The sequence below is a fragment of the Actinospineispora eucalypti genome (assembly GCF_039543365.1).
Lineage (GTDB): Bacteria > Actinomycetota > Actinomycetes > Mycobacteriales > Pseudonocardiaceae > Pseudonocardia > Pseudonocardia eucalypti.
Window position 1 is genome coordinate 157,241 of sequence record NZ_BAABJP010000020.1, and the last position, 18,510, is coordinate 175,750.

Below are 18,510 nucleotides of genomic sequence, written 5' to 3' on the forward strand. Positions count from 1 at the left end.
AGCTTATCGCTCGTTCGGTTGGGCCGCGCTCCGGATCGCACGATAGAGCAGGGCCGCCTCGCCGAGCCGGTGCTTGAGCTCCCGCTCCAGGCCGGCGATCGGGTAGAGGTTCTGCGGCGCGCGGGAGTCCTTGTACTCGGCGGACGCGTACCGGCACAGCACCTGGGCCGACCGGTCGGCCAGCGCCACCGCTTCGGCCGGCGGCAGCTCGATCGGGCACTCCACCCGGACCACCCCGGCCCACGGCGCGCCGGTCCGCTCCGGCAGCTTCAGGTACCAGGTGTACCGCTGCCAGCTGGTGACCAGGCCGAACACCGGCGTGCGCTGCCCGGCCCGCAGCGTGCCGACCAGCCGGTGCAGCTCGGCCGGCAGGTAAGGGCGGTTGTGCGACTTGATGAACCCGAGCACCCGGGGCAGGTGGGCGCGGCCACGCAGCGGGCCGTCCACCACCAGCAGGTCGTCGTCTTCCAACCCGCCCGACACGCCCTCCCGGGCGGCCGAGGCGACGGCCGCCTCCACGTCGGTGAGCTCGCGTTGCACCGCCGCGTTCAGGTCGGCCATCGGCTCGCCGCGCGGGGTGGCGCGCACCATCCGGTAGTGCCCGGCGGCGGTGCGCGCGTCGGTGGCGTGCCGGCTGGTGGTGAACAACCCCCGGCGCACCTCGGCGCTGGCCAGGTGCGCGCCGTCCGGGCCGCAGCGGACCACGCCGGCGGCGTAGGACGCGCACAGCGCCATGCTGGCGGTCTCCGTGTCCGGCTCGGTGACCCAGGCCAGCGCGTCCACCCGGCGCACCCCGTCCACGAACCGCACCACCGGCCATTCGGGCGCGGCGTCACCCGGGTCCACCGGTTGCCAGTCGGCCGCCGGCCGTTCCACGTCCAGTGCCACCTGGTCGGCCGCGCGCGCGTCGGGTGTGGAGTCCCCGTCCGTGCTGGCGCCGTAGGACGGGTCCCAGCTCTCCACCCGCCAGCGCATGCCGGTCGCGGCGGTGGTCACGCCATCTCCCTGGTGATCGTGGCGGTGCGCTGGTCCCGGCTCACCGCGAACCGCACCGGCACCCGCTCGGCCAGCGCCGGGACGTGGGTGATCACGCCGACCATCCGGTCGCCCAGCGAGGCCAGGTTCTCCAGGGTGGCCGCGACCACCTCCAGGTTCGCCTCGTCCAGGGTGCCGAAGCCCTCGTCCAGGAAGATCGAGTCCAGCCGGACGGCACCCGCCGCGGCCAGCGTGGACAGCTGCTCGGAAAGTGCCAGCGCGAGCGCCAGGCTGGCCTGGAAGGTCTCGCCGCCGGACAGCGTCTTCACCGGGCGGCGGGCGTCCGCGTCGGCGTGGTCCACCACGACGAACTCGCCGTCCGAGTGGGCCAGCTCGAACTGCCCGCCGGACAGTTCTTCCAGGTTCCGCGAGGCGTCGGCCACCAGCGTGTCCAGCGCGGACGCGACCAGCCAGCGGGGGAACGCGTCCGAGCGGAGCAGCCCGGCCAGCATCTTGGCCACCTGGTGGGCCTGCTCGGCCTCGGCCCGGTCGGCGGTCAGCCTGGCCGCCGCCGCGCGCCGTTCCACCAGCCGCGCGGTCGCCGCGCGCGCCCGCTCCAGCGCCGCCGAAACCCCCGCCGGCGCCCAGGTCGCCACCGGGCGCTGCTCGCCCTGGGGCGGCTCGATGCCCTGCTCGGCCAGCGCGTCGAGCAGCTCCCGCTGCAGCTCCTCCCACCGCCGCCGGGTGTCGGCCAGCTCGACGGCGGCGGCCATCAGCCGCTTGGCCCGGTCCCGGGCGCCCCGCTCGGCCCAGCCGGTCAGCGCCCGCCAGGCGCCGACCAGGTGGTCGCCGGGGCCGTCCGGGTCGTCACCCTCGTGCTCCTCGTCCGGGTCCTCGTCGGGGTCGTCGGAGTCGTCGTCCAGGCCGCCGGACGGCCGGTCCAGCACCGGGGCACCCAGCCCGACCAGCGGGTCCCGCGCGCCGCGCAGCCGGCGCCAGCCCAGGTCCAGCTGCCCGGAGACCTCCACGTCCGCCGTGCGCGCCTCGCGGGCCGCCTCCCGGGCCGCGCGCAGCCGCTCGTCGGCCGCCCGGACCTCGGCGTCCAGCTCGTCCAGCTCGCCCAGCCGGGCGGTCACCTCGGCCTCGTCCGGGCCGTCCTCGAGTGCCTCGGCGAGTTCCTCCCGCCGGCGGTCCGCCCTGGTCAGCTCGTTGTGCGCGTCCTGCTCGGCGCGCACCGCGCCGGTGCGCGCCCGGTCGGCCCGCTCGGCACCCTCTTCGGCCTCGCGCAGCGCGCGCTCCGCCTCCGCGTGCGCCCGCTCGGCGCCCTCGGCTTCCTTCCTGGTGGCGCTCTCCCGGTCGGCCCACTGGCCGGCGGCCTCGGAGGCCCACCGGGCCAGCTCCCGCCACGCGGCCGCCGGGTCGTCGGCCTCGCTGTCCAGGCCGGGCGCGCCCAGCTCCACCAGCGGGTCGCGGGCCGCGCGCAGCTCGCCGAACGAAGCGGCCAACCCCCGGATCACCTCGGTCCCGGCGGCCTCGGCGGCTTCCCGCTCGCGGCGCGCGTTGCGCAGCCGCTCGTCGGCCGCCCTGGCCGTCCCGGCCAGCCGGTTGGACTCGGCCAGCAGCGCGTCCACCTCGTTGGGGTTGGCCGGCGCATCGGCCAACGCGGCGCGCAGTCCCTCCACCCGGTCCAGCAGGGTGTCCAGCTCGGCGCCGGTGCGGTGCTCCGCCTCGGCCGCCTTGCGCTGCCCGGCGGCGACCCGGTCGCGGTGCGCGCCGGCGCGCTGCACCTCCCGGTCGGCGGCGGCGAGGTCACCGCCCTCGGCCGGCGGGGGCAGCCGGTGCACCTGCTGGGTGCACACCGGGCACGGCTGTCCCGGCCGCAGCCGGGGGCGCACCGCCGCCACCAGGTCCACCCGGGCGGCGGCGTCCCGCTGCGCCCGGGCGTGCGCCAGTGCGTGCTCGGCGGCGGCGAGCACGCGGTCCGCCTCGGCGGTGCGCGCGGCGGCCTGGTCGTAGCGGGCGGTCAGCGAGTCCCTGGCCCGCTGCGCCTCGGCCAGCGCCGCGTGGTCGCGGCGGGCCTGCTCCAGCTGGGCGCGGTCGGGGGCCTGCGCCAGCTCGTCGCGGGCCGCGAGGTCGGCCCGCTCGGCCTCGGCCAGCTCCCGGCGCGCGGCGGCCAGCGCGTCCACCGAGGCGCGGCGGCGGGCGCCCAACTCGGCCACCGAGTCGGGCACCCGGACGGCCGCCAGGCGTTCCCGTTCCCCGGCCAGCCGGTCCGCCCGGGTACGCAGCTCGCGCAGGGCGGCGGTCGCGTCGTTCAGGCGGTTCCGCAGGCCGGCCAGCTCCTTCGCCGCCGCCTCCGCGTCCGCGCCGGCCGTCTCGGTGGCCCGCCGCGCGGCCTCCCAGCGTTCGCGCAGCTCGGGGGCGCGTTCGGTGAGCTCGGCCCGCTCGGCGTGGTCCCTCTGGCGCTGCCGCAGCGGCTCCCGGTCGGGCACGCCGGCCTGGCGGGCGCGGGCCTCGTTGTCGGCGCGCTCGGCGGCGGCGAGCGCGCGGCGCGCCTCGGCCAGCTCGGAGCCGGTGCGCCGGGCCCGCTCGGCCAGTTCGTCCAGTCCCTCCGGGGCCGCGACGGCGGCCAGCTGGGTGCGCTCGTCGGCCAGCCGCCGGGTGTCCCGTTCCATCTCGGCCACCCGCTCCCCGGTGGCGAGCAGCTCGGGCTGGGTGCGGTCCACCCACTCGACCAGCGCGGCCAGCTCGGCCTCGCGCTCGGCCGCCTGGGCCTCGGCGGCCTGGTCCGCGTCGGCGTAACCGGCGAGCTGCTCACCGAGCACGTCCGCCCGCTGCGCCGCCAGCTTGGCCTCGTTGGCGGCCTCCCTGGCCATCGCCTCGTACCGGCTCAGGCCCAGGATCCGGGTGAGCGTGCGCTGCCGGTCGGCCGGCTTGGCGTGCAGGAACTGCGCGAAGTCGCCCTGCGGCAGCACCACGCAGATGCAGAACTGCTCGAACGGCAGGCCGAGCAGCTCCTCCACCGCCTTGGAAACCGCGCCGTCGTGCGCCAGCACCTCGGTCTCGGACTCGTCCAGCTCGGACTCGCCGACCAACCGCTCCAGCCGGGCGTTGCGCACCGTCACCGAGCCGGTGGCCGACCGGCGCAGCTCCCTGGCCACCACGTACCGCACCGAGCCCACGTCGAACAGCAGCCGCACGGTGCCCCGGTTGGCCGTCGGGGACAGCGCCAGCGCGACCGTGCGCCGGTCGTCCCAGCGCGGCACCGACCCGTACAGCGCGAACGTCATCGCGTCGATCACCGTGGACTTGCCGGCGCCGGTGGGCCCGACCAGCGCGAAGTAGTCGACGCCGGTGAAGTCCACCGTGGTGGGCTCGCGGAACGCGGCGAATCCGTCGAGTTCCAGTCGTACCGGGCGCATCAGCTACTGAGCCGGTCGTGGAGGTGGGCGAACAGGGTGGCGACCCGGTCGTCGGCCACACCGTGCTCGGCGCAGTACTGGGCGAACAGCTCGCCCGGCGTGCGCTCGATGCCCGGCCCGCTCGCCGGGCGGGAGCCCTCCACCGGCGCCGCGAACTCCGGGTCGATGCGCACCTCCAACGCGTTCGGCAGCACGTCCAGCACCTCGTCCCGCAGCCCGGCCCGGCTGGGCTCGCGCACCCACACCCGGAGAAAGTCGTCGCCGACCGTACCGGCGAGCTCGGACAGTTCGGCCACGCTGCCGCGCACCGTGCGCAGCCGGCGGCCGGCGTTGATCGGCACGTCCCGCACCTTCGCCGGCACCCCCGGCGCGGCCTCCACCAGGCAGACCACGTTGGTGTTGTCCTGCTCGCCGAAATCCACGGCCAGCGGGGCGCCGCAGTAGTGCACCGGGCACGGAGCGGGCAGGCTCTGCCGCCGGTGCAGGTGCCCGAGCGCCACGTAGTGCGCCTCGGCCGGGAACACCGTGGCCGGCACGTGGTACTCGAAGATCGACTGGGCGGCCCGCTCGCCCCCGCCGAACGCCCCGCCGGTCACCGTCAGGTGCGCCATCACCACGTTCACCGCGTCGTCGGTGAACTCGGCGGTGAGCGTGGCCAGCACGTCCCGGACCAGCTGGTCGTAGCTGGCCGCGTTCTCCGCCGGCGTGTGCGCGACCAGCTCGGCGGCGCGCACCGCGTAGCGCTGCGAGACGAACGGCAGCACCGCCACGTTCACCGGCTCGCCGGTGGACCGGGCCTCGAACCGCACCACCCCGCCCCGGTCCGCCGGCCGGACCGCGCCGACCAGGGTGATCCCGGCGTGCTCGGCCAGCGGCCGGTAGGCGTCCAGGCTGGCCGCGTGGTCGTGGTTGCCGGCGATCGCGATGACCTGGGCGCCGGTGTCGGCCAGCGCGAGCAGCGCGCCGACCACCAGCTGCTGGGCCGCCGCACCGGGCGCCGCGTTGTCGTAGAGGTCGCCGGCGACCAGCACCGCGTCCACCTGTTCGGCGCGCGCGATGCCGACGATTTCGCGCAGCACCTCGCGCTGCTCGTCCAGGCGGGAGCGGCCCTTGAGCGTCTTGCCGACATGCCAGTCGGAGGTGTGCAGGAAGCGCATGACAGGGCAAACATTAGAGCGTGCGGCGAGCGAGGGGTTCGGGCAGGGAGCGGTGTCCAGGTGCCATGTCGATGCGGGACACCCGCACCCGGGCAATCGCAAGGCGGACGACGAGTTCATAGCGGAGCTATGGGCGAGGAGGACAACGCCGCGAGGTATCCGCCTGGGCGCCGCGAGCCGGACCCCTCGCTCGCCGGACGCTCTGGGCCGGGCTGGCTTACTGTCCTTCACCAGGGCACTGCACTGGAGGCGACATGCCAGCACCTCGGCACCGGTCCGTCCTGCTCGCCCGGCTGCGCCGGGGCGGGCACACCCAGGCCGCGATCCTCGAGGAGCTGCGCCGCTGCCTGCTGGACGGCGGCGTGCCGCCCGGCACGCTGATCCCGTGCGACGAGGTGGCGAACGTGTTCGGGGTCAGCCGGATACCGGTGCGGGAGGCGCTCAAGACGCTGATCGGCGAGGGCTTGGTGGAGCACCGGACCAACTTCGGCTACACGGTCGCCCGGCTGACCGTCCGCGAGCTGCGCGAGCTGTACCTGGTGCGGGAGGTGTTGGAGACGGCGGCGCTGGGTGCGGCGGTCGCCGAGGCCGGCCCGGCCGACGACGCCGAGGCGCGCGCCACCCACCAGTCCCTCGGCACCGCCGTGACCTGGAGCGACGCGCGCTCGTACCAACGCGAGAGCCGTCGTTTCCACTGGGCGCTGGTGAAGCCGTGCGGCATGCGACGGCTGCTCGGCATGCTGGAGTCGGCGTGGAACATCACCGAGCCGGTGCAGCCCATGGCGCACCTGCCGGCCACCGAGCGGTCCGAGCTGCACTCCGACCACGAGGCACTGCTCGCCGCGTTCCTGGCCCGGGACGCGGCCGAGTTGGTGCGAATAGCCCGGGAGCACCACGCCCGCCTGCGCACCGCGCTGGACACGCTACCCCTGGGGACCGGTTTGTTCGCCGAACCGGAACCGGGCGGCTGACCGCCACCTTTTGTCCGGTGCGGGTTTTAACGACCGGCTTGGACGGCCGCGGCTTGGCTGGTCTCCCGCGCCCTGGGGTGACGGCCGTTGCGTTTCATGATCAGCAGGCACTCAGGGTGGTGTGCGGCCGCCAAAACCGCCTTGGTTGCCTGATGATCATCGGTTACATGGTCAACATGACACCATGGCCGCACCGGGCAACCCGAGGCGACCACCATGTCATGCTGATCACGGATTGACCGCCGACTGGGATTCGATCTTCGCGCGACCCCATCATGTCCCCCTCACGAAACCGAAGTGACGAACGAGAAAGCGACGGGCCGCACCCGAGCCGCGGCAGACCAGCCCAACCGCGGCCGTCCAAGCCGATCCTTAATCCGGCACCGATCCCCACCACCGGGGACCGGCACCGACCCGCTTCCGCCCGACCGCTACGCCCCGACGCCGGCCCTCTCCGCCAGCCCACCCAGCGCCTTCGGCAGTGGCTCCCGGTGCAGCACGCCGAGGCGCTGCGTGGCCCGGGTCAGCGCGACGTACAGCTCGGCCGCGCCGCGCGGGCCGTCGGCGAGGATCCGTTCCGGCTCCACCACCAGCACCGCGTCGAACTCCAGGCCCTTCGTCTCCGAGGCCGGCACCGCGCCCGGCACCCCGGGCGGCCCGATCACCACGCTGGTGCCGTCCCTCCCGGCCTCCTCCCGGGTGAACTCCTCGACCGCGGCCGCCAACTCCTCCCCGCTGACCCGCCGGGCCCACGGCCGCACACCACAGGCCCGGACCGAGTCCGGCGGCCGGATCCCGGGCGCGAACTCGGCCAGCAGCGCGGCGGCCACGTCCATGATCTCCGCCGGCGTGCGGTAGTTGACCGTCAGCGACCGGTAGACCCAGCGGCCGGGCACGTACGGCTCCAGCATGGTGTCCCACGAGGCCGCCCCGGCCGGCGAACGGCGTTGCGCCAGGTCGCCGACCACGGTGAAGGACCGGCCGGGGCAGCGCCGCATCAGCACCCGCCAGTCCATCTCGGACAGTTCCTGGGCCTCGTCGACCACGATGTGCCGGTAGGTCCAGTCCCGGTCCGCGGCGGCGCGTTCGGCCAGCTCCCGGGTGTCCAGCTCGACGAACCGGTCGGCCAGGTCCTCGGCGTACATCAGGTCGGTGGCGAACAGGTGGTCCTCGTCGTCCATCGAGTCCCGGCGGTCGACCAGGCTGTCCAGCACGCCGGCGGCGTACTCGGCCTCGGTCTCCCGCTCCCGCGCGCCGGCCTCCTCGGCGGCCTGTTCGGCCACCCGGTCCCGCCCGAGCAGGTCGACCAGCTCGTCCAGCAGCGGCACGTCCGACACCGTCCAGGCCCGCCCGTCCGCGCGCCGCAGCACCGGGTCGGCGCCCGGCGACTCGTACAGCGACGCCAGCACCTCCTCCGGCGCCAGGATCGGCCACAGCCGGTCCAGCGCGGCGACGAACTCGTCGTTGCCCGCGAGCTCCTTGGCCAGGTCGGCGCGCAACCGCTCCCACGGCTCGCGCTCCGCCCTGGTCAGCCAGCCCCGGCCGATCCGGGTCATGGCGCGCTCGGTGAGCACGTAGGCGACGACGTCGGCGAACACCCCGCGCGCCTCGTTGTGCGGCAGGCCGCTCGCCCGCGCCTCCTCCCTGGCCCATTCGGCGGTCTCGGCGTCGATGCGCACCTCGGCGCCGCCCAGCGCGACGGGCACCGGTTGCTCCGGCAACGTCTGCCGGTCGGCGATCGCCGCCCTCAGCACGTCCAGGATCTTCAGCGAACCCTTGAGCCGCGCGGCCTCCGGACCGTCCTCGGCGGTGACGCGCATGCCGGGTACCAGGTCACCGGTGGTCATGAAGACCACGTCGGACTCGCCCAGCGACGGCAGCACCCGGCCGATGTGGTCGAGGAACGACGGGTTCGGGCCGACCACGAGCACGCCGTGTCGTTCCATCCGTTCCCGCTGGGTGTAGAGCAGGTACGCGACCCGGTGCAGCGCGACCACGGTCTTTCCGGTGCCCGGGCCACCCTCGATCACCAGCACGCCCGGGTGGTCCAGGCGGATGATCTCGTCCTGCTCGGCCTGGATGGTCGCCACGATGTCGCGCATGCCGTCGCCGCGCGGCGCGTTCACCGCCGCGAGGAGCGCCGCGTCGCCCCGCTCGGCACCGTCCGGCCGGCCGAGCACCTCGTCGGTGAAGCCCTCCACCCGGCGGCCCCGGGTGTGGAACTGCCGGCGCCGGCGCATGTTCTCCGGGGTCGCTCCGGTCGCGGTGTAGAAGGCGCGCGCCGCCGGTGCCCGCCAATCCAGCAAGAGCGGCGCGAACTCGTTCCGTTCGTCGAAAATACCGATCCGGCCGATATAGGAATGCTCGCCGGAAATGGTGTCCAGCCGACCGAAACAAAGCCCGTTGTCGGCCGCGTACAGCCGTTTCACCACCTTGGCCAGCGCCCGCACCTCGACGTCCCGCTCCATGGGCGAACCGCCGGTGCCCCCCAGTGCCTCGCCGTACTTGCCCTTCACCCGGGCCCGTTCCGCGTCCAGCCGCGCGTAGAGCCCGGCCACATAGTTCCGTTCGGACAGCAATTCTTCCGCATAGCTTTTGGCCACGGCGGGAGATTGTGCGGCACCACCGGGGTCTTGCCGCAAGCCCCCCGGTGCGCTATAAGTTGAAAGTGGCGGGAGGAAATGACGTCCCTTTATGCCGCTTCCGCATCGAACCCCCGGCTTCCGTCTTGGACGGCATCGACGGCCGGGCCGGATGATGCGGGCGTGATCGAACCAGCCTTCACCCGTCGCCGTTTCCTGGCCGCCGCCGCGCTCCTGCCGTTGGCCGGATGCGCCGACGAGCCCACCGCACCGGACCCGAAGGTCGCGCCGCAGCCCGCCCGGAGCGAGCACCGGCTCGCCGAGCTGGAACGGCGCTACGGCGCGCGCCTGGGGATGTACGCGCTGGCCACCGGTACCGGAGCGACCATCGAGTACCGGGCGGACGAACGGTTCGCGTTCTGCTCGGCGTTCAAGGGCCTGGCCGCGGCGGCGGTGCTGCGGCGCAACCCGCCGTCGCACCTGGACACCCTGGTCCGCTACACCCGGGCCGACCTGTTGCGCAACGCCGCCATCACCCCACGCCACGTGGACACCGGCATGACCGTCCGCCAGCTGTGCGACGCGGCCGTCCGGTACAGCGACGGCACCGCCGGCAACCTGCTGTTGCGTGACCTCGGCGGGCCGGCCGAGCTCACCGCGTACGCGCGGAGTCTCGGCGACCAGGTGACCCGGATGGACCGCTTCGAGCCGTTCATCACCGAGGCGACCCCGGGCGACCCGCGCGACACCAGCTCGCCCCGCGCCTTCGGCGGCGACTACCAGCGGATCCTGCTCGGCGACGCGCTGGCGCCGGAGCAGCGCGACCTCCTGCGCGACCTGATGGAGCGCAACGCCACCGCCGCCGGCACCCGCCGCATCCGGGCGGGGCTGCCAAGGGGCTGGCGGGTGGCCGACAAGACCGGCACCGGCGACTACGGCACGGTCAACGACTTCGCCGTGGTGTGGCCGCCACACACTGAGCCCTTGATCATCTCGATCATGACCAGCAAGCCGGCCCGGGACGCCGGTTACAGCGAGGCGCTCGTCGCCGAGGCCGCCGCCCACGCGGTCGCTACGCTGGCGGGGTGACCACGGCGGAGGCGGTGCGGGAGTACGCGCTGACCCTGCCGCGCACCACGCTCGGGTACGTCGGGGACGGTGCCCGGTTCCGCATCGGCCGCATCGTCTACCTGGCGTTCTCCCCGGACGAGCAGATCATGGGTTTCGCCTACCCCAAGCTGGAGCGGGCCGCGCTGGTCGAGGCCGAGCCGGACAAGTTCCGGCTCCCCCGCCCCTCCTCCATGCGCTACAACTGGGTCGACTGCCGGCTGGCGGCGATCGACGACGAGGAGATGCGCGAGTTGGTCACCGAGGCGTGGCGGATGTGCGTGCCGAAACGCGTCGCGGCCGAGCACCTGGGATCGTGAGGGCATGCTGACCGAGACCGACCTGGCGCACCTGCGCCGCTGCGTTCGCCTGGCCACCGACGCGCTGGAGGCCGGGGACGAGCCGTTCGGCTCGGTGCTCGTGGACGGCGAAGGCACGGTGCTCGCTGAGGACCACAACCACGTGGCCGGCGGCGACCACACCCAGCATCCCGAGTTCTACCTGGCCCGATGGGCCGCCGAGCACCTCACCCCCCAGCAGCGCGCGCGGGCCAGCGTGTACACCTCCGGCGAACACTGCCCGATGTGCTCGGCGGCGCACGGCTGGGTGGGGCTGGGCCGGATCGTCTACGCGGCCTCGTCCGCCCAGCTGGGCGTGTGGCTGGCCGAGATGGACGTGCCACCGCCCCCGGTTCGGCCGCTGGCCATCCGCGAGGTGGTGCCGAACGCCGAGGTCGACGGGCCGGCCGACGTGCTGACCGATGAGGTCCGGGAGCTGCACCGCAGGTTTCACCGGCAACGCCGGTCGTGAGCGCGGCAGAATATACATTTCGCGTGATATGGGTGTAACACATCGCACATAGCGTCATTTCGCATGACCGAGCTCGCCGCGGACCGCGACACCGCCGTCGCGCCGCCATCCGAAGCGTCCACCGGCCCCGCCCTGATCAAACCGGGCTACGACCCCCGACTGACCAACCAGGACCTGGCGCCGCTGCGCGAGCAGAGCTGGGGTTGGTACAACATCTTCGCCTTCTGGATGTCCGACGTGCACAGCGTCGGCGGCTACGTCACCGCCGGCAGCCTGTTCATGCTCGGGCTGACCAGCTGGCAGGTGCTGCTCGCGCTGCTGATCGGCATCGTGATCGTGAACGTGTTCTGCAACCTGGTCGCCCGGCCCAGCCAGAGCACCGGGGTGCCGTACCCGGTGATCTGCCGGGCCTCCTTCGGCGTGCTCGGCGCGAACATCCCGGCGATCATCCGGGGGCTGATCGCGGTGGCCTGGTACGGCATCCAGACCTACCTGGCCTCGGCGGCGCTGAACATCGTGCTGCTGAAGCTCGCCCCCTCGCTGACCCCGTTGGCCGACGTGAACCAGTACGGCTTCGCCGGCCTTTCGGCGCTCGGCTGGGCGTCGTTCACCGTGCTCTGGTTCCTGCAGGCGGCGGTGTTCTGGACCGGCATGGAGACGATCCGGAAGTTCATCGACTTCTGCGGGCCGGCGGTGTACGTCGTCATGTTCGTGCTGGCCGGGTACCTGATCTACCGGGCCGGTTGGAGCGCGATCGACCTCAACCTGGGCGAGGTGCGCTACACCGGCTGGGCCTCGGTGCCGGTCATGCTGGGCGCGATCGCCCTGGTGGTGTCCTACTTCTCCGGGCCGATGCTCAACTTCGGCGACTTCTCCCGCTACGGCCGGTCGTTCGACGCGGTGAAGCGGGGCAACTTCCTCGGCCTCCCGGTCAACTTCCTGATGTTCTCCATCCTGGTCGTGGTGACCACCTCGCTGACCCTGCCGATCTTCGGCGAGCTGATCACCGACCCGGTGGAGACGGTGGCCCGAATCGACTCCACGTTCGCCATCGTGCTCGGGGCGCTGACCTTCGCCATCGCCACCGTCGGCATCAACATCGTGGCCAACTTCATCTCGCCCGCGTTCGACTTCTCCAACGCCAATCCACGAAAGATCAGCTGGCGGGCCGGCGGCATGATCGCGGCGGTCGGCTCGGTGCTGATCACGCCGTGGAACCTGTACAACTCCCCCGAGGTGATCCACTACACGCTGGAGGTGCTGGGCGCCTTCATCGGCCCGTTGTTCGGGGTGCTCATCGCGGACTACTACCTGGTGCGCAAGCAGCGGGTGGTGGTGGACGACCTGTTCACCCTGGAGCCGACCGGCCGCTACCACTACCGCGGCGGCTACCACCCGCCGGCCATCATCGCCACCGTCGTCGCGGCCGCCGCCGCGCTGGTCCCGGTGCTGTGGTCGACCGGGCCGGGCATGAAGACGGCCGCGCAGTACACGTGGTTCATCGGCATGGGCATCGCGCTGGCGCTCTACGCGGTGATCGGCCGCCGGGCCGCCTCGGTTGTGGAGTGACCGTGCTGATCACCGTCATCAACGCCAACACCAGCGAGGAGATGACCCGCGCCATCGAGCGCGGTGCCCGATCCGTGGCCGGTCCGGGTACCCGGATCCACGCGGTCACCCCGAAGATGGGGCCGGCCGCCGTGGAGAGCCACTACGACGAGGCCCTCGCCGTGCCCGGCCTGCTCGCCGCCATCGCGGACGGCGAGCGGGCGGGCAGCGCCGGATACGTGATCGCCTGCTTCGGCGACCCCGGCCTGGACGCGGCCCGCGAGCTGGCCACCGGCCCCGTGCTGGGCATCGCCGAGGCGGCCATGCATTCGGCCAGCTTCCTGGGACGCGGGTTCAGCGTGGTCACCACGCTGTCCCGCACCCGCGGCCGAGCCTGGGACCTGGCCGAGCGCTACGGCATGCGCCGGTTCTGCCGGGGCGTGCACGCCTGCGACATCGCCCCGCTGGAGCTCGACCGGGACCCGGACGCGGTGAAGAAGACCCTCGCCGCCTGCGCCGCCGCACTGGATGCCGACGGTTCGGACGCCATCGTGCTCGGGTGTGCCGGGATGAGTGACTGGTCCGACCAGCTCGGTGCCGAGCTGGGCGTGCCGGTGGTGGACGGCGTGCGCGCCGCAACCCTGGGCGTGGAGTCCCTGGTCCGCATGGGCCTACGCATCGGCACGCGGGACGAGTACGCCCCGCCCCCGCCCAAGCCCTACAGCGGGTTGCTCCGCGACTTCGGCGGCCGCGAGGGGTGACGGCCGGCCGCGGCGCCGTTCAGTAGCCACCCCCGGGTTCCGGCCGGCGAAGCAGACCGCGGCGATCGCAACCGCGCAGCCGGTCAGCTGCAGCCCGGACGGCTGCTCGCCCAGCAGCAGGACCCCGAACCCGACCGCGGCGATCGGTTCCAGCAGCATCAGCGTCGCGCCGGTGGCGGCGGACATCCGGGCCAGCGCGCCGGCGATCAGCAGCCACCCGGCGACCTGGCTGATCACGCCCAGCGCCAGCAGCCACCCGAGCGCGGGCCAGCCTGGACCTGGGCGTGGTGGAGAGCTGGGCGGACTGGCCGAGCGTGCTGCCACCCCGGACCACACACGTCACGTTGTTCTCAGACGTCGCGGACCTGGCTCTGCCGGCCGGGCACCGGTTCGCCCATCGGGGCGCGGTCGACCTCGCCGAGGTGGATGACGTGCCCTGGATCGGCTGGACGTCCGGCTCGGACTGTCACGAATGGCTTGTTCAGGTGCTGCGCACACAGAAGATCAAGTCGCGAGTGAGCTGCACCGTCGGTAGCTATGCGACACAGCTCGCCCTGGTCGCCGGCAATGCCGGCGCCGCGCTCGTCCCCCGCCTTGCCTGCGGACCACTGCCGGACGGCGTCCGGATTCTCACCACTCGCCCGGCGCTGAACCGCACGATCCTCGCGGTGTGCCGAGCGGGGGAGGAATCTCACGGCGCGGTCCGCGTGGCACTCGAAGCGCTACGCGACGCCTCGGCCCGCTTCACGACGCGGTGACATGGTTCGGCGCCGCTGCGCACCGCCGGCCCGTCTGGATGTCTGCGACATCCGGACGGATCGAAACCCTCCTCGTCTTAGATTCCTCTTTGGACCGGACCACAGCCAGGAAACCCGCTCCGGAACCCGGCGGTTCCGATCCTAGGCCGAGTTGCAAGCCGGGTACAGCACACGAAGCACACCTCCCATTCAATCATTTTGGTTTCGCCCCGCATCCCATGCTAACATGAACGCATGTTCGAGTCCAGCGTTCAGGAAGCGGTCGCCGCGGTGGCCGCCCTGCGCGCATACCTCGACACCGCCGACGGCCCCACCCAAATCGAAGGACTCAAAGCCGTCGAACGACTGGGACGGGACCTCGCCCACCTACGGCTGTCACTGATCGCCCACCTAGACCGGTCCGGGGAATTCGACCAACGCTGCGTCACCACCCGCGCCGCGATCGCCGACCTGTTGGGCTACCACCCCGGTAAAGCCCGACGAATGGTCGCGGTGGCCCGCTCGGTGTTCCCCACGACCTTGGACGGACAACCCGTCGAACCCATCATGGCGGCCACCGCCACCGCCCTCGGCGCACTCACCATCGACCACGCGCACGCCGACGTCATCGAAGACCTGCTCAACTCCCCCACCGGACGACGCCTCGACCCGGCAATGTGGAGCGGCGCCGAGGCCCAACTCGCCGAGTGGGCGACCACGTGTCGACCCGACGAACTACGCCGCCTCGGCACTCAGCTACTCACCACTCTGGACCAAGACGGCCCGACACCCGAAGACGAGAAACCACAGCTCAACGAACTACACCTGTACCGCCGCCGCGACGGCCACGGCGGCCGGATCACAGGCCAACTCGACACCCCGACCTTCACCGCCCTGTCCCTGGCGCTGGAAGGACACCGCACCAGCGGCGACGACGAAGACAAAACCCTGCCCGAACGCGACGCCGACGCCCTCGGCGCCCTGTGCGTCCAAGCGCTCAACGACGGAGACCTCCCCACCCAGGGCGGGGAACGACCCCATTTCACCGTGATCATTCAAGAGAAAGACCTACGCGAACGCACCCGCGGGGCCACCCTCGGACTCGGCTGGGCCACCGCCGCGCAAATCCGCCAACTCGCCTGCGACTGCTCCGTCCTCCCAGTCGTGCTGGACGGGGACAGCAAAGTCGTCGACGTCGGACGCATCCGCCGCACCGTGGACCACTACCAACGCCGCGCCATCGCCGCCCGCGACCAAGGCTGCGCCTTCCGCGGCTGCGCGAAGAAACCCCGACACTGCGAAATCCACCACCTCATCCCCTGGACGCACGGCGGCCGCACCGACCTGGGCAACCTGGTCATGCTCTGTTGGGCGCATCACCGGATGATTCATCACGCTGGGTGGGAGATCCGTATACATAACGGGTGGCCGGAGTTCGTCCCCCCGAAATGGATAGACGCCAGCCAGACACCCCGCCGAAAACCCCGAATAGCGATCACCGCATAGACAACCCCGGCGAAATAACCGGATCAGGGTTACAGTCGGCTGCCGTGCGCCTCATAGATCTCCCGCATCAGGTTGGGGTCCGGCGGACCCGACGCGGGCAATGCGGCGCCGACTGCCTTCATGAATTCCAGTCCGATCCGCGCGGGCGACCAGATGCCCAGCACGCGCGCGGGCTCGTCGAACGGGTTGCTGAAGAAGTGTCGGACTCCCCTCGGCGCGACCAACATCGCCCCGGTCGCGGCTTCGCCGGGTTCGTCCGTCCCGGTGCCGGCGAGCAGTCTCCCGGTCACCACGTAGATCGCCTCGTCGAACGTGTCGTGCACGTGCGGGATGGGACCTCGGAACCGGGGCGGCACGGTCATCTCGGCCGACGCGAAATCCACCTGCCCATCCGCGCCGGCCAGCACCGATACCGGAGAGCCGGCATAGGAGAACGAGACACCGCTACCCGGGACGACCAGACTCACCGGTCCCACCGTAGGCCGCCCGGCAAGCCGTTTGGGATCAGCTTCTCGGCACGCCGTGCTCCAGGTACTCGGCGCCGCCGGCGCGGACCCGCAACGCGTTGCGAATTCTGGGTGCGAGCCGGTGGTTGAGTAGCGCGTCTAGCTCGTCCGGGCTCGCCCATTGCCAGCTCCGGTGCTCGGCCGGGTCCAAGCGGATGTCCCGGTCCTCGCCGAGCGAGCCGCAGTCGAACACGAACATCAGGTCGAACCGGCCCTCCGCGCGCGGCGCCCAGTCCACCACGAGCAGCCGGCGCACCGGGCGGTGCAGGCCGAGCTCCTCGTGCAGCTCCCGCTCGCAGGCCGCCGCCGGCGACTCGCCGGGCTCGACCATTCCGCCAGGAATGTCCCAGCCCGGCTTGTACACCGGCTCCAGCAGGAGCACCCGGCCGTGCTCGTCCACGAACAGGGCGCCAGCGGCGGCCGTGGCGTCCAGCATGCGAAGTCCCCGCTCCCGGTGGGCTGAAGTCCGCGACACAGTGGGCCGAAACCCGCGACACGGGGTGCGAAAACCCGCGACACGGGGTGCTCGATTCCGCGATACGGGGTGGTGAGGGTGCCGGCTCGCGGGTTAGAAGGGGGGTGGGTCGTCCACGGGTGGGAGGCGGCGGAGGGGGTCGCGCACCGCGCCGTTGCCGGTGGAGGCCTCGCCGTGGGTCGATGCGGCGGTCGCGGGGGTGCGTGGGGGGTCGCCGGCGCTTTCCGAGAGCCGGGTGGCCCAGGCCGGGAAGGGGAACTCGACGGCGAGGGGGACCGGGATCTCGGGCTGGGAGACGAACATGGTGCCGGGGCGGGCCAGGGTGGCGCGGCCGCGCTGTGCCGGGGGCAGGAAGCCGTACTCGGGGCGGCCGGCCTCCGCCGGGTCCAGCCGGCCGACCACCTTGATCGAGGAGTTGGCCACGATGCGCCGTTCCACCTCGCTCGCGGTCTGCTGCGCACCGATCAGGATGATGCCCAGCGAGCGGCCGCGCTCCGCGATGTCCAGCAGTACCTCCTTGATCGGGCTGGAACCGTCGCGGGGGGCGTACTTGTTCAGCTCGTCGATCATGGTGAAGAGCAGGCCGCCGGGGCCGGCGGCTTCCTTGCGCGCGGTTTCAGCAGCCAGCACCACGCCGACCACGAAGCGCTGGGCGCGCTCCGGCAGGTTGTGCAGGTCGACCACGGTGACCTGCTGGTTCTCCGTGGAGATGCGCCGCCCGGGGCTGTCCGGCAGGTCGCCCCGGACGATGGTGCCCAGCGGTTTCAACGAGGATCGCAGCCGGCGCAGGAAGGCGTTGATGGTGCCGGTACCGGTCACCGGTCCGGCCCACGGCGCGCGCACCGAGTGGTCCTCGTCCAGCAGCTTGTCCGAGATGAACTCGACCAGCTGGGCGTAGCTGCGCAGCAGCCGGCCCTCGATGCTGACCGCCCCGTCGGTGCCGGCGGCGATCGCGTCCCGGCGCAGCCGGGTGGCCACCTGGTGGATCACCGAGGTGTACTGGTTGCGCTCGTCCTCGGCGTCGGCGAAGGCGAACCGCAGCAGTTCCTCGGCGCAGAACTCGCGCAGCGTCCACCAGAACGCGCCGATCCCGCTGGTCCGGCCGGACACGTGCGGGCGGCCGGTGGTGTCCTCGGGGATCGGCGGGGCGAAGAAGCCGGCGCTGGGGAACGGTTCGGCGGCCAGACCCAGCCGGGCGTAGCCCTGCTGGATCTCCGGGTCGGCCAGCCGCTTGTTCGGGTGGTCCAGGAAGAGCAGGTCCTCGCCCTTCACGCTGAAGATCAGCGCCTTGGCGTTGACCGCGCGGTTGCCCAGCACCCCGCTGCGGAAGATCGAGTACAACAGGAACAGCGCGAAGCTGGTCTTGGTCGCCACACCGGAGATGCCGCTGATCGACACGTGCCCGCCCCGGGTGCCGTCCAGGAACTCCAGGTTCACGAAGACCGGTTCGCCGTCCCGGCCCATGCCGACCGGCACCTTGCGGTCCATCCGGTCGAAGTACAGCGCGCGGGCGCGTTCCTCGCCGGTGGCCCGGTGGACCGGCTCGCCGGGGCGGGGCGGCACGTAGCACTCCGGGTCCACCCGGGTGGTGGTCACCTCGGCGATCTCCTGCACCTGCGCGGGAAGCACGCCGCTGTTGATCAGGAACACGTCCGAGCCGAAGCTGGCGCCCTCGTGCCGCGCGCGCACCTGGGTGACCACCCCGGAGGACATCACCGGACCGACGCCGGCGACCTGCCGCACGGTGACCACCACGTCATCCAGCTGCAGGTACTCGTCGGGCGCGAGCGCCACGTGGAACAGCAGCGGCGTGGCGTCCTCGGTACCGGCCACCAACCCCACCCGCGGTTTCGCCTGATCCGGCACCGCGCCACCTCCCCCGAAATCGGCACCATTGCTACCACGGCGGGTGCCGGCGCCCGGTCCCGACCCGTGAGTGGCGAGTCCCGCTAT

16 protein-coding genes are annotated in these 18,510 nt (G+C 72.7%); 8 read left to right on the forward strand and 8 right to left on the reverse strand.

Features of this window, described 5'->3' with window-relative positions; all coding sequences use genetic code 11:
• Window positions 1-3: 3 nt before the first annotated feature.
• Genes ABEB12_RS21360 through ABEB12_RS21370 form a run of 3 tightly spaced genes read right to left on the reverse strand, consistent with a single transcriptional unit; the run spans window position 4 to window position 5,554 of the window.
• Window positions 4-996, reverse strand: a complete 993-nt coding sequence (locus ABEB12_RS21360; RefSeq protein WP_345703009.1) for a hypothetical protein — start codon at window positions 994-996, stop codon at window positions 4-6.
• A complete protein-coding gene (locus tag ABEB12_RS21365; RefSeq protein WP_185060339.1) occupies window positions 993-4,397 on the reverse strand; it encodes an AAA family ATPase in 3,405 nt (1,134 codons plus the stop codon). Before ABEB12_RS21365 ends, ABEB12_RS21360 begins: the two co-directional genes overlap by 4 nt.
• Entirely contained in the window at window positions 4,397-5,554 is a 1,158-nt protein-coding gene (locus ABEB12_RS21370; RefSeq protein WP_185060338.1) for an exonuclease subunit SbcD, read from the reverse strand. The genes ABEB12_RS21365 and ABEB12_RS21370 overlap by 1 nt, the downstream gene beginning before the upstream one ends.
• A 254-nt stretch (window positions 5,555-5,808) precedes the next feature.
• Here ABEB12_RS21370 and ABEB12_RS21375 point away from each other — a divergent pair, with 254 nt between their 5' ends.
• Window positions 5,809-6,525: an FCD domain-containing protein gene (locus tag ABEB12_RS21375; protein WP_185060337.1), complete on the forward strand. Its 717-nt coding sequence runs from the start codon at window positions 5,809-5,811 to the stop codon at window positions 6,523-6,525.
• A gap of 431 nt (window positions 6,526-6,956) precedes the next feature.
• On the opposite strand, the gene helR is transcribed toward ABEB12_RS21375, so the two are convergent.
• A complete protein-coding gene (gene helR / locus ABEB12_RS21380; protein WP_345703010.1) occupies window positions 6,957-9,128 on the reverse strand; it encodes an RNA polymerase recycling motor ATPase HelR in 2,172 nt (723 codons plus the stop codon).
• A 162-nt stretch (window positions 9,129-9,290) separates the two neighbouring features.
• On the opposite strand from helR, the gene bla reads away from it, so the two are divergent.
• From bla to ABEB12_RS21405, 5 genes are all read left to right on the forward strand, one after another.
• Window positions 9,291-10,196, forward strand: coding sequence for a class A beta-lactamase (gene bla, locus ABEB12_RS21385; protein WP_345703011.1), 906 nt, complete (start codon window positions 9,291-9,293; stop codon window positions 10,194-10,196).
• Window positions 10,193-10,534: an MmcQ/YjbR family DNA-binding protein gene (locus ABEB12_RS21390; protein ID WP_185060335.1), complete on the forward strand. Its 342-nt coding sequence runs from the start codon at window positions 10,193-10,195 to the stop codon at window positions 10,532-10,534. Before bla ends, ABEB12_RS21390 begins: the two co-directional genes overlap by 4 nt.
• 4 nt (window positions 10,535-10,538) lie before the next feature.
• On the forward strand, window positions 10,539-11,024 hold the full coding sequence (locus ABEB12_RS21395; protein WP_185060334.1) for a deaminase: 486 nt from the start codon (window positions 10,539-10,541) through the stop codon (window positions 11,022-11,024).
• A gap of 63 nt (window positions 11,025-11,087) precedes the next feature.
• Window positions 11,088-12,593, forward strand: a complete 1,506-nt coding sequence (locus ABEB12_RS21400) for a cytosine permease (protein ID WP_185060333.1) — start codon at window positions 11,088-11,090, stop codon at window positions 12,591-12,593.
• A 2-nt stretch (window positions 12,594-12,595) separates the two neighbouring features.
• Window positions 12,596-13,333 carry an aspartate/glutamate racemase family protein gene (locus tag ABEB12_RS21405; RefSeq protein ID WP_185060332.1) on the forward strand — a complete coding sequence of 246 codons (738 nt, stop codon included), beginning with the start codon at window positions 12,596-12,598 and terminating at the stop codon, window positions 13,331-13,333.
• On the opposite strand, the gene ABEB12_RS21410 is transcribed toward ABEB12_RS21405, so the two are convergent.
• Window positions 13,244-13,657: a DMT family transporter gene (locus ABEB12_RS21410; RefSeq protein WP_345703012.1), complete on the reverse strand. Its 414-nt coding sequence runs from the start codon at window positions 13,655-13,657 to the stop codon at window positions 13,244-13,246. The genes ABEB12_RS21405 and ABEB12_RS21410 overlap by 90 nt on opposite strands.
• Between ABEB12_RS21410 and ABEB12_RS21415 the strand changes: the two genes are divergently transcribed.
• Both ABEB12_RS21415 and ABEB12_RS21420 read left to right on the forward strand, forming a co-directional pair.
• Complete coding sequence (locus ABEB12_RS21415; RefSeq protein ID WP_345703013.1) at window positions 13,648-14,091, forward strand: LysR substrate-binding domain-containing protein; 444 nt, start codon at window positions 13,648-13,650, stop codon at window positions 14,089-14,091. The two genes, ABEB12_RS21410 and ABEB12_RS21415, sit on opposite strands and share 10 nt — an antisense overlap.
• Window positions 14,092-14,325: 234 nt before the next feature.
• A complete protein-coding gene (locus ABEB12_RS21420) occupies window positions 14,326-15,576 on the forward strand; it encodes a DUF222 domain-containing protein (protein ID WP_185060330.1) in 1,251 nt (416 codons plus the stop codon).
• 29 nt (window positions 15,577-15,605) lie between these two features.
• On the opposite strand, the gene ABEB12_RS21425 is transcribed toward ABEB12_RS21420, so the two are convergent.
• From ABEB12_RS21425 to ABEB12_RS21435, 3 genes are all read right to left on the reverse strand, one after another.
• Window positions 15,606-16,043, reverse strand: coding sequence for a cupin domain-containing protein (locus tag ABEB12_RS21425; protein WP_185060329.1), 438 nt, complete (start codon window positions 16,041-16,043; stop codon window positions 15,606-15,608).
• Window positions 16,044-16,080: 37 nt separating this feature from the next.
• Window positions 16,081-16,518 carry an NUDIX domain-containing protein gene (locus tag ABEB12_RS21430; protein ID WP_185060328.1) on the reverse strand — a complete coding sequence of 146 codons (438 nt, stop codon included), beginning with the start codon at window positions 16,516-16,518 and terminating at the stop codon, window positions 16,081-16,083.
• Between the two features lie 132 nt (window positions 16,519-16,650).
• A complete protein-coding gene (locus ABEB12_RS21435) occupies window positions 16,651-18,423 on the reverse strand; it encodes an ATP-binding protein (RefSeq protein ID WP_185060327.1) in 1,773 nt (590 codons plus the stop codon).
• Between the last annotated feature and the right edge of the window lie 87 nt (window positions 18,424-18,510).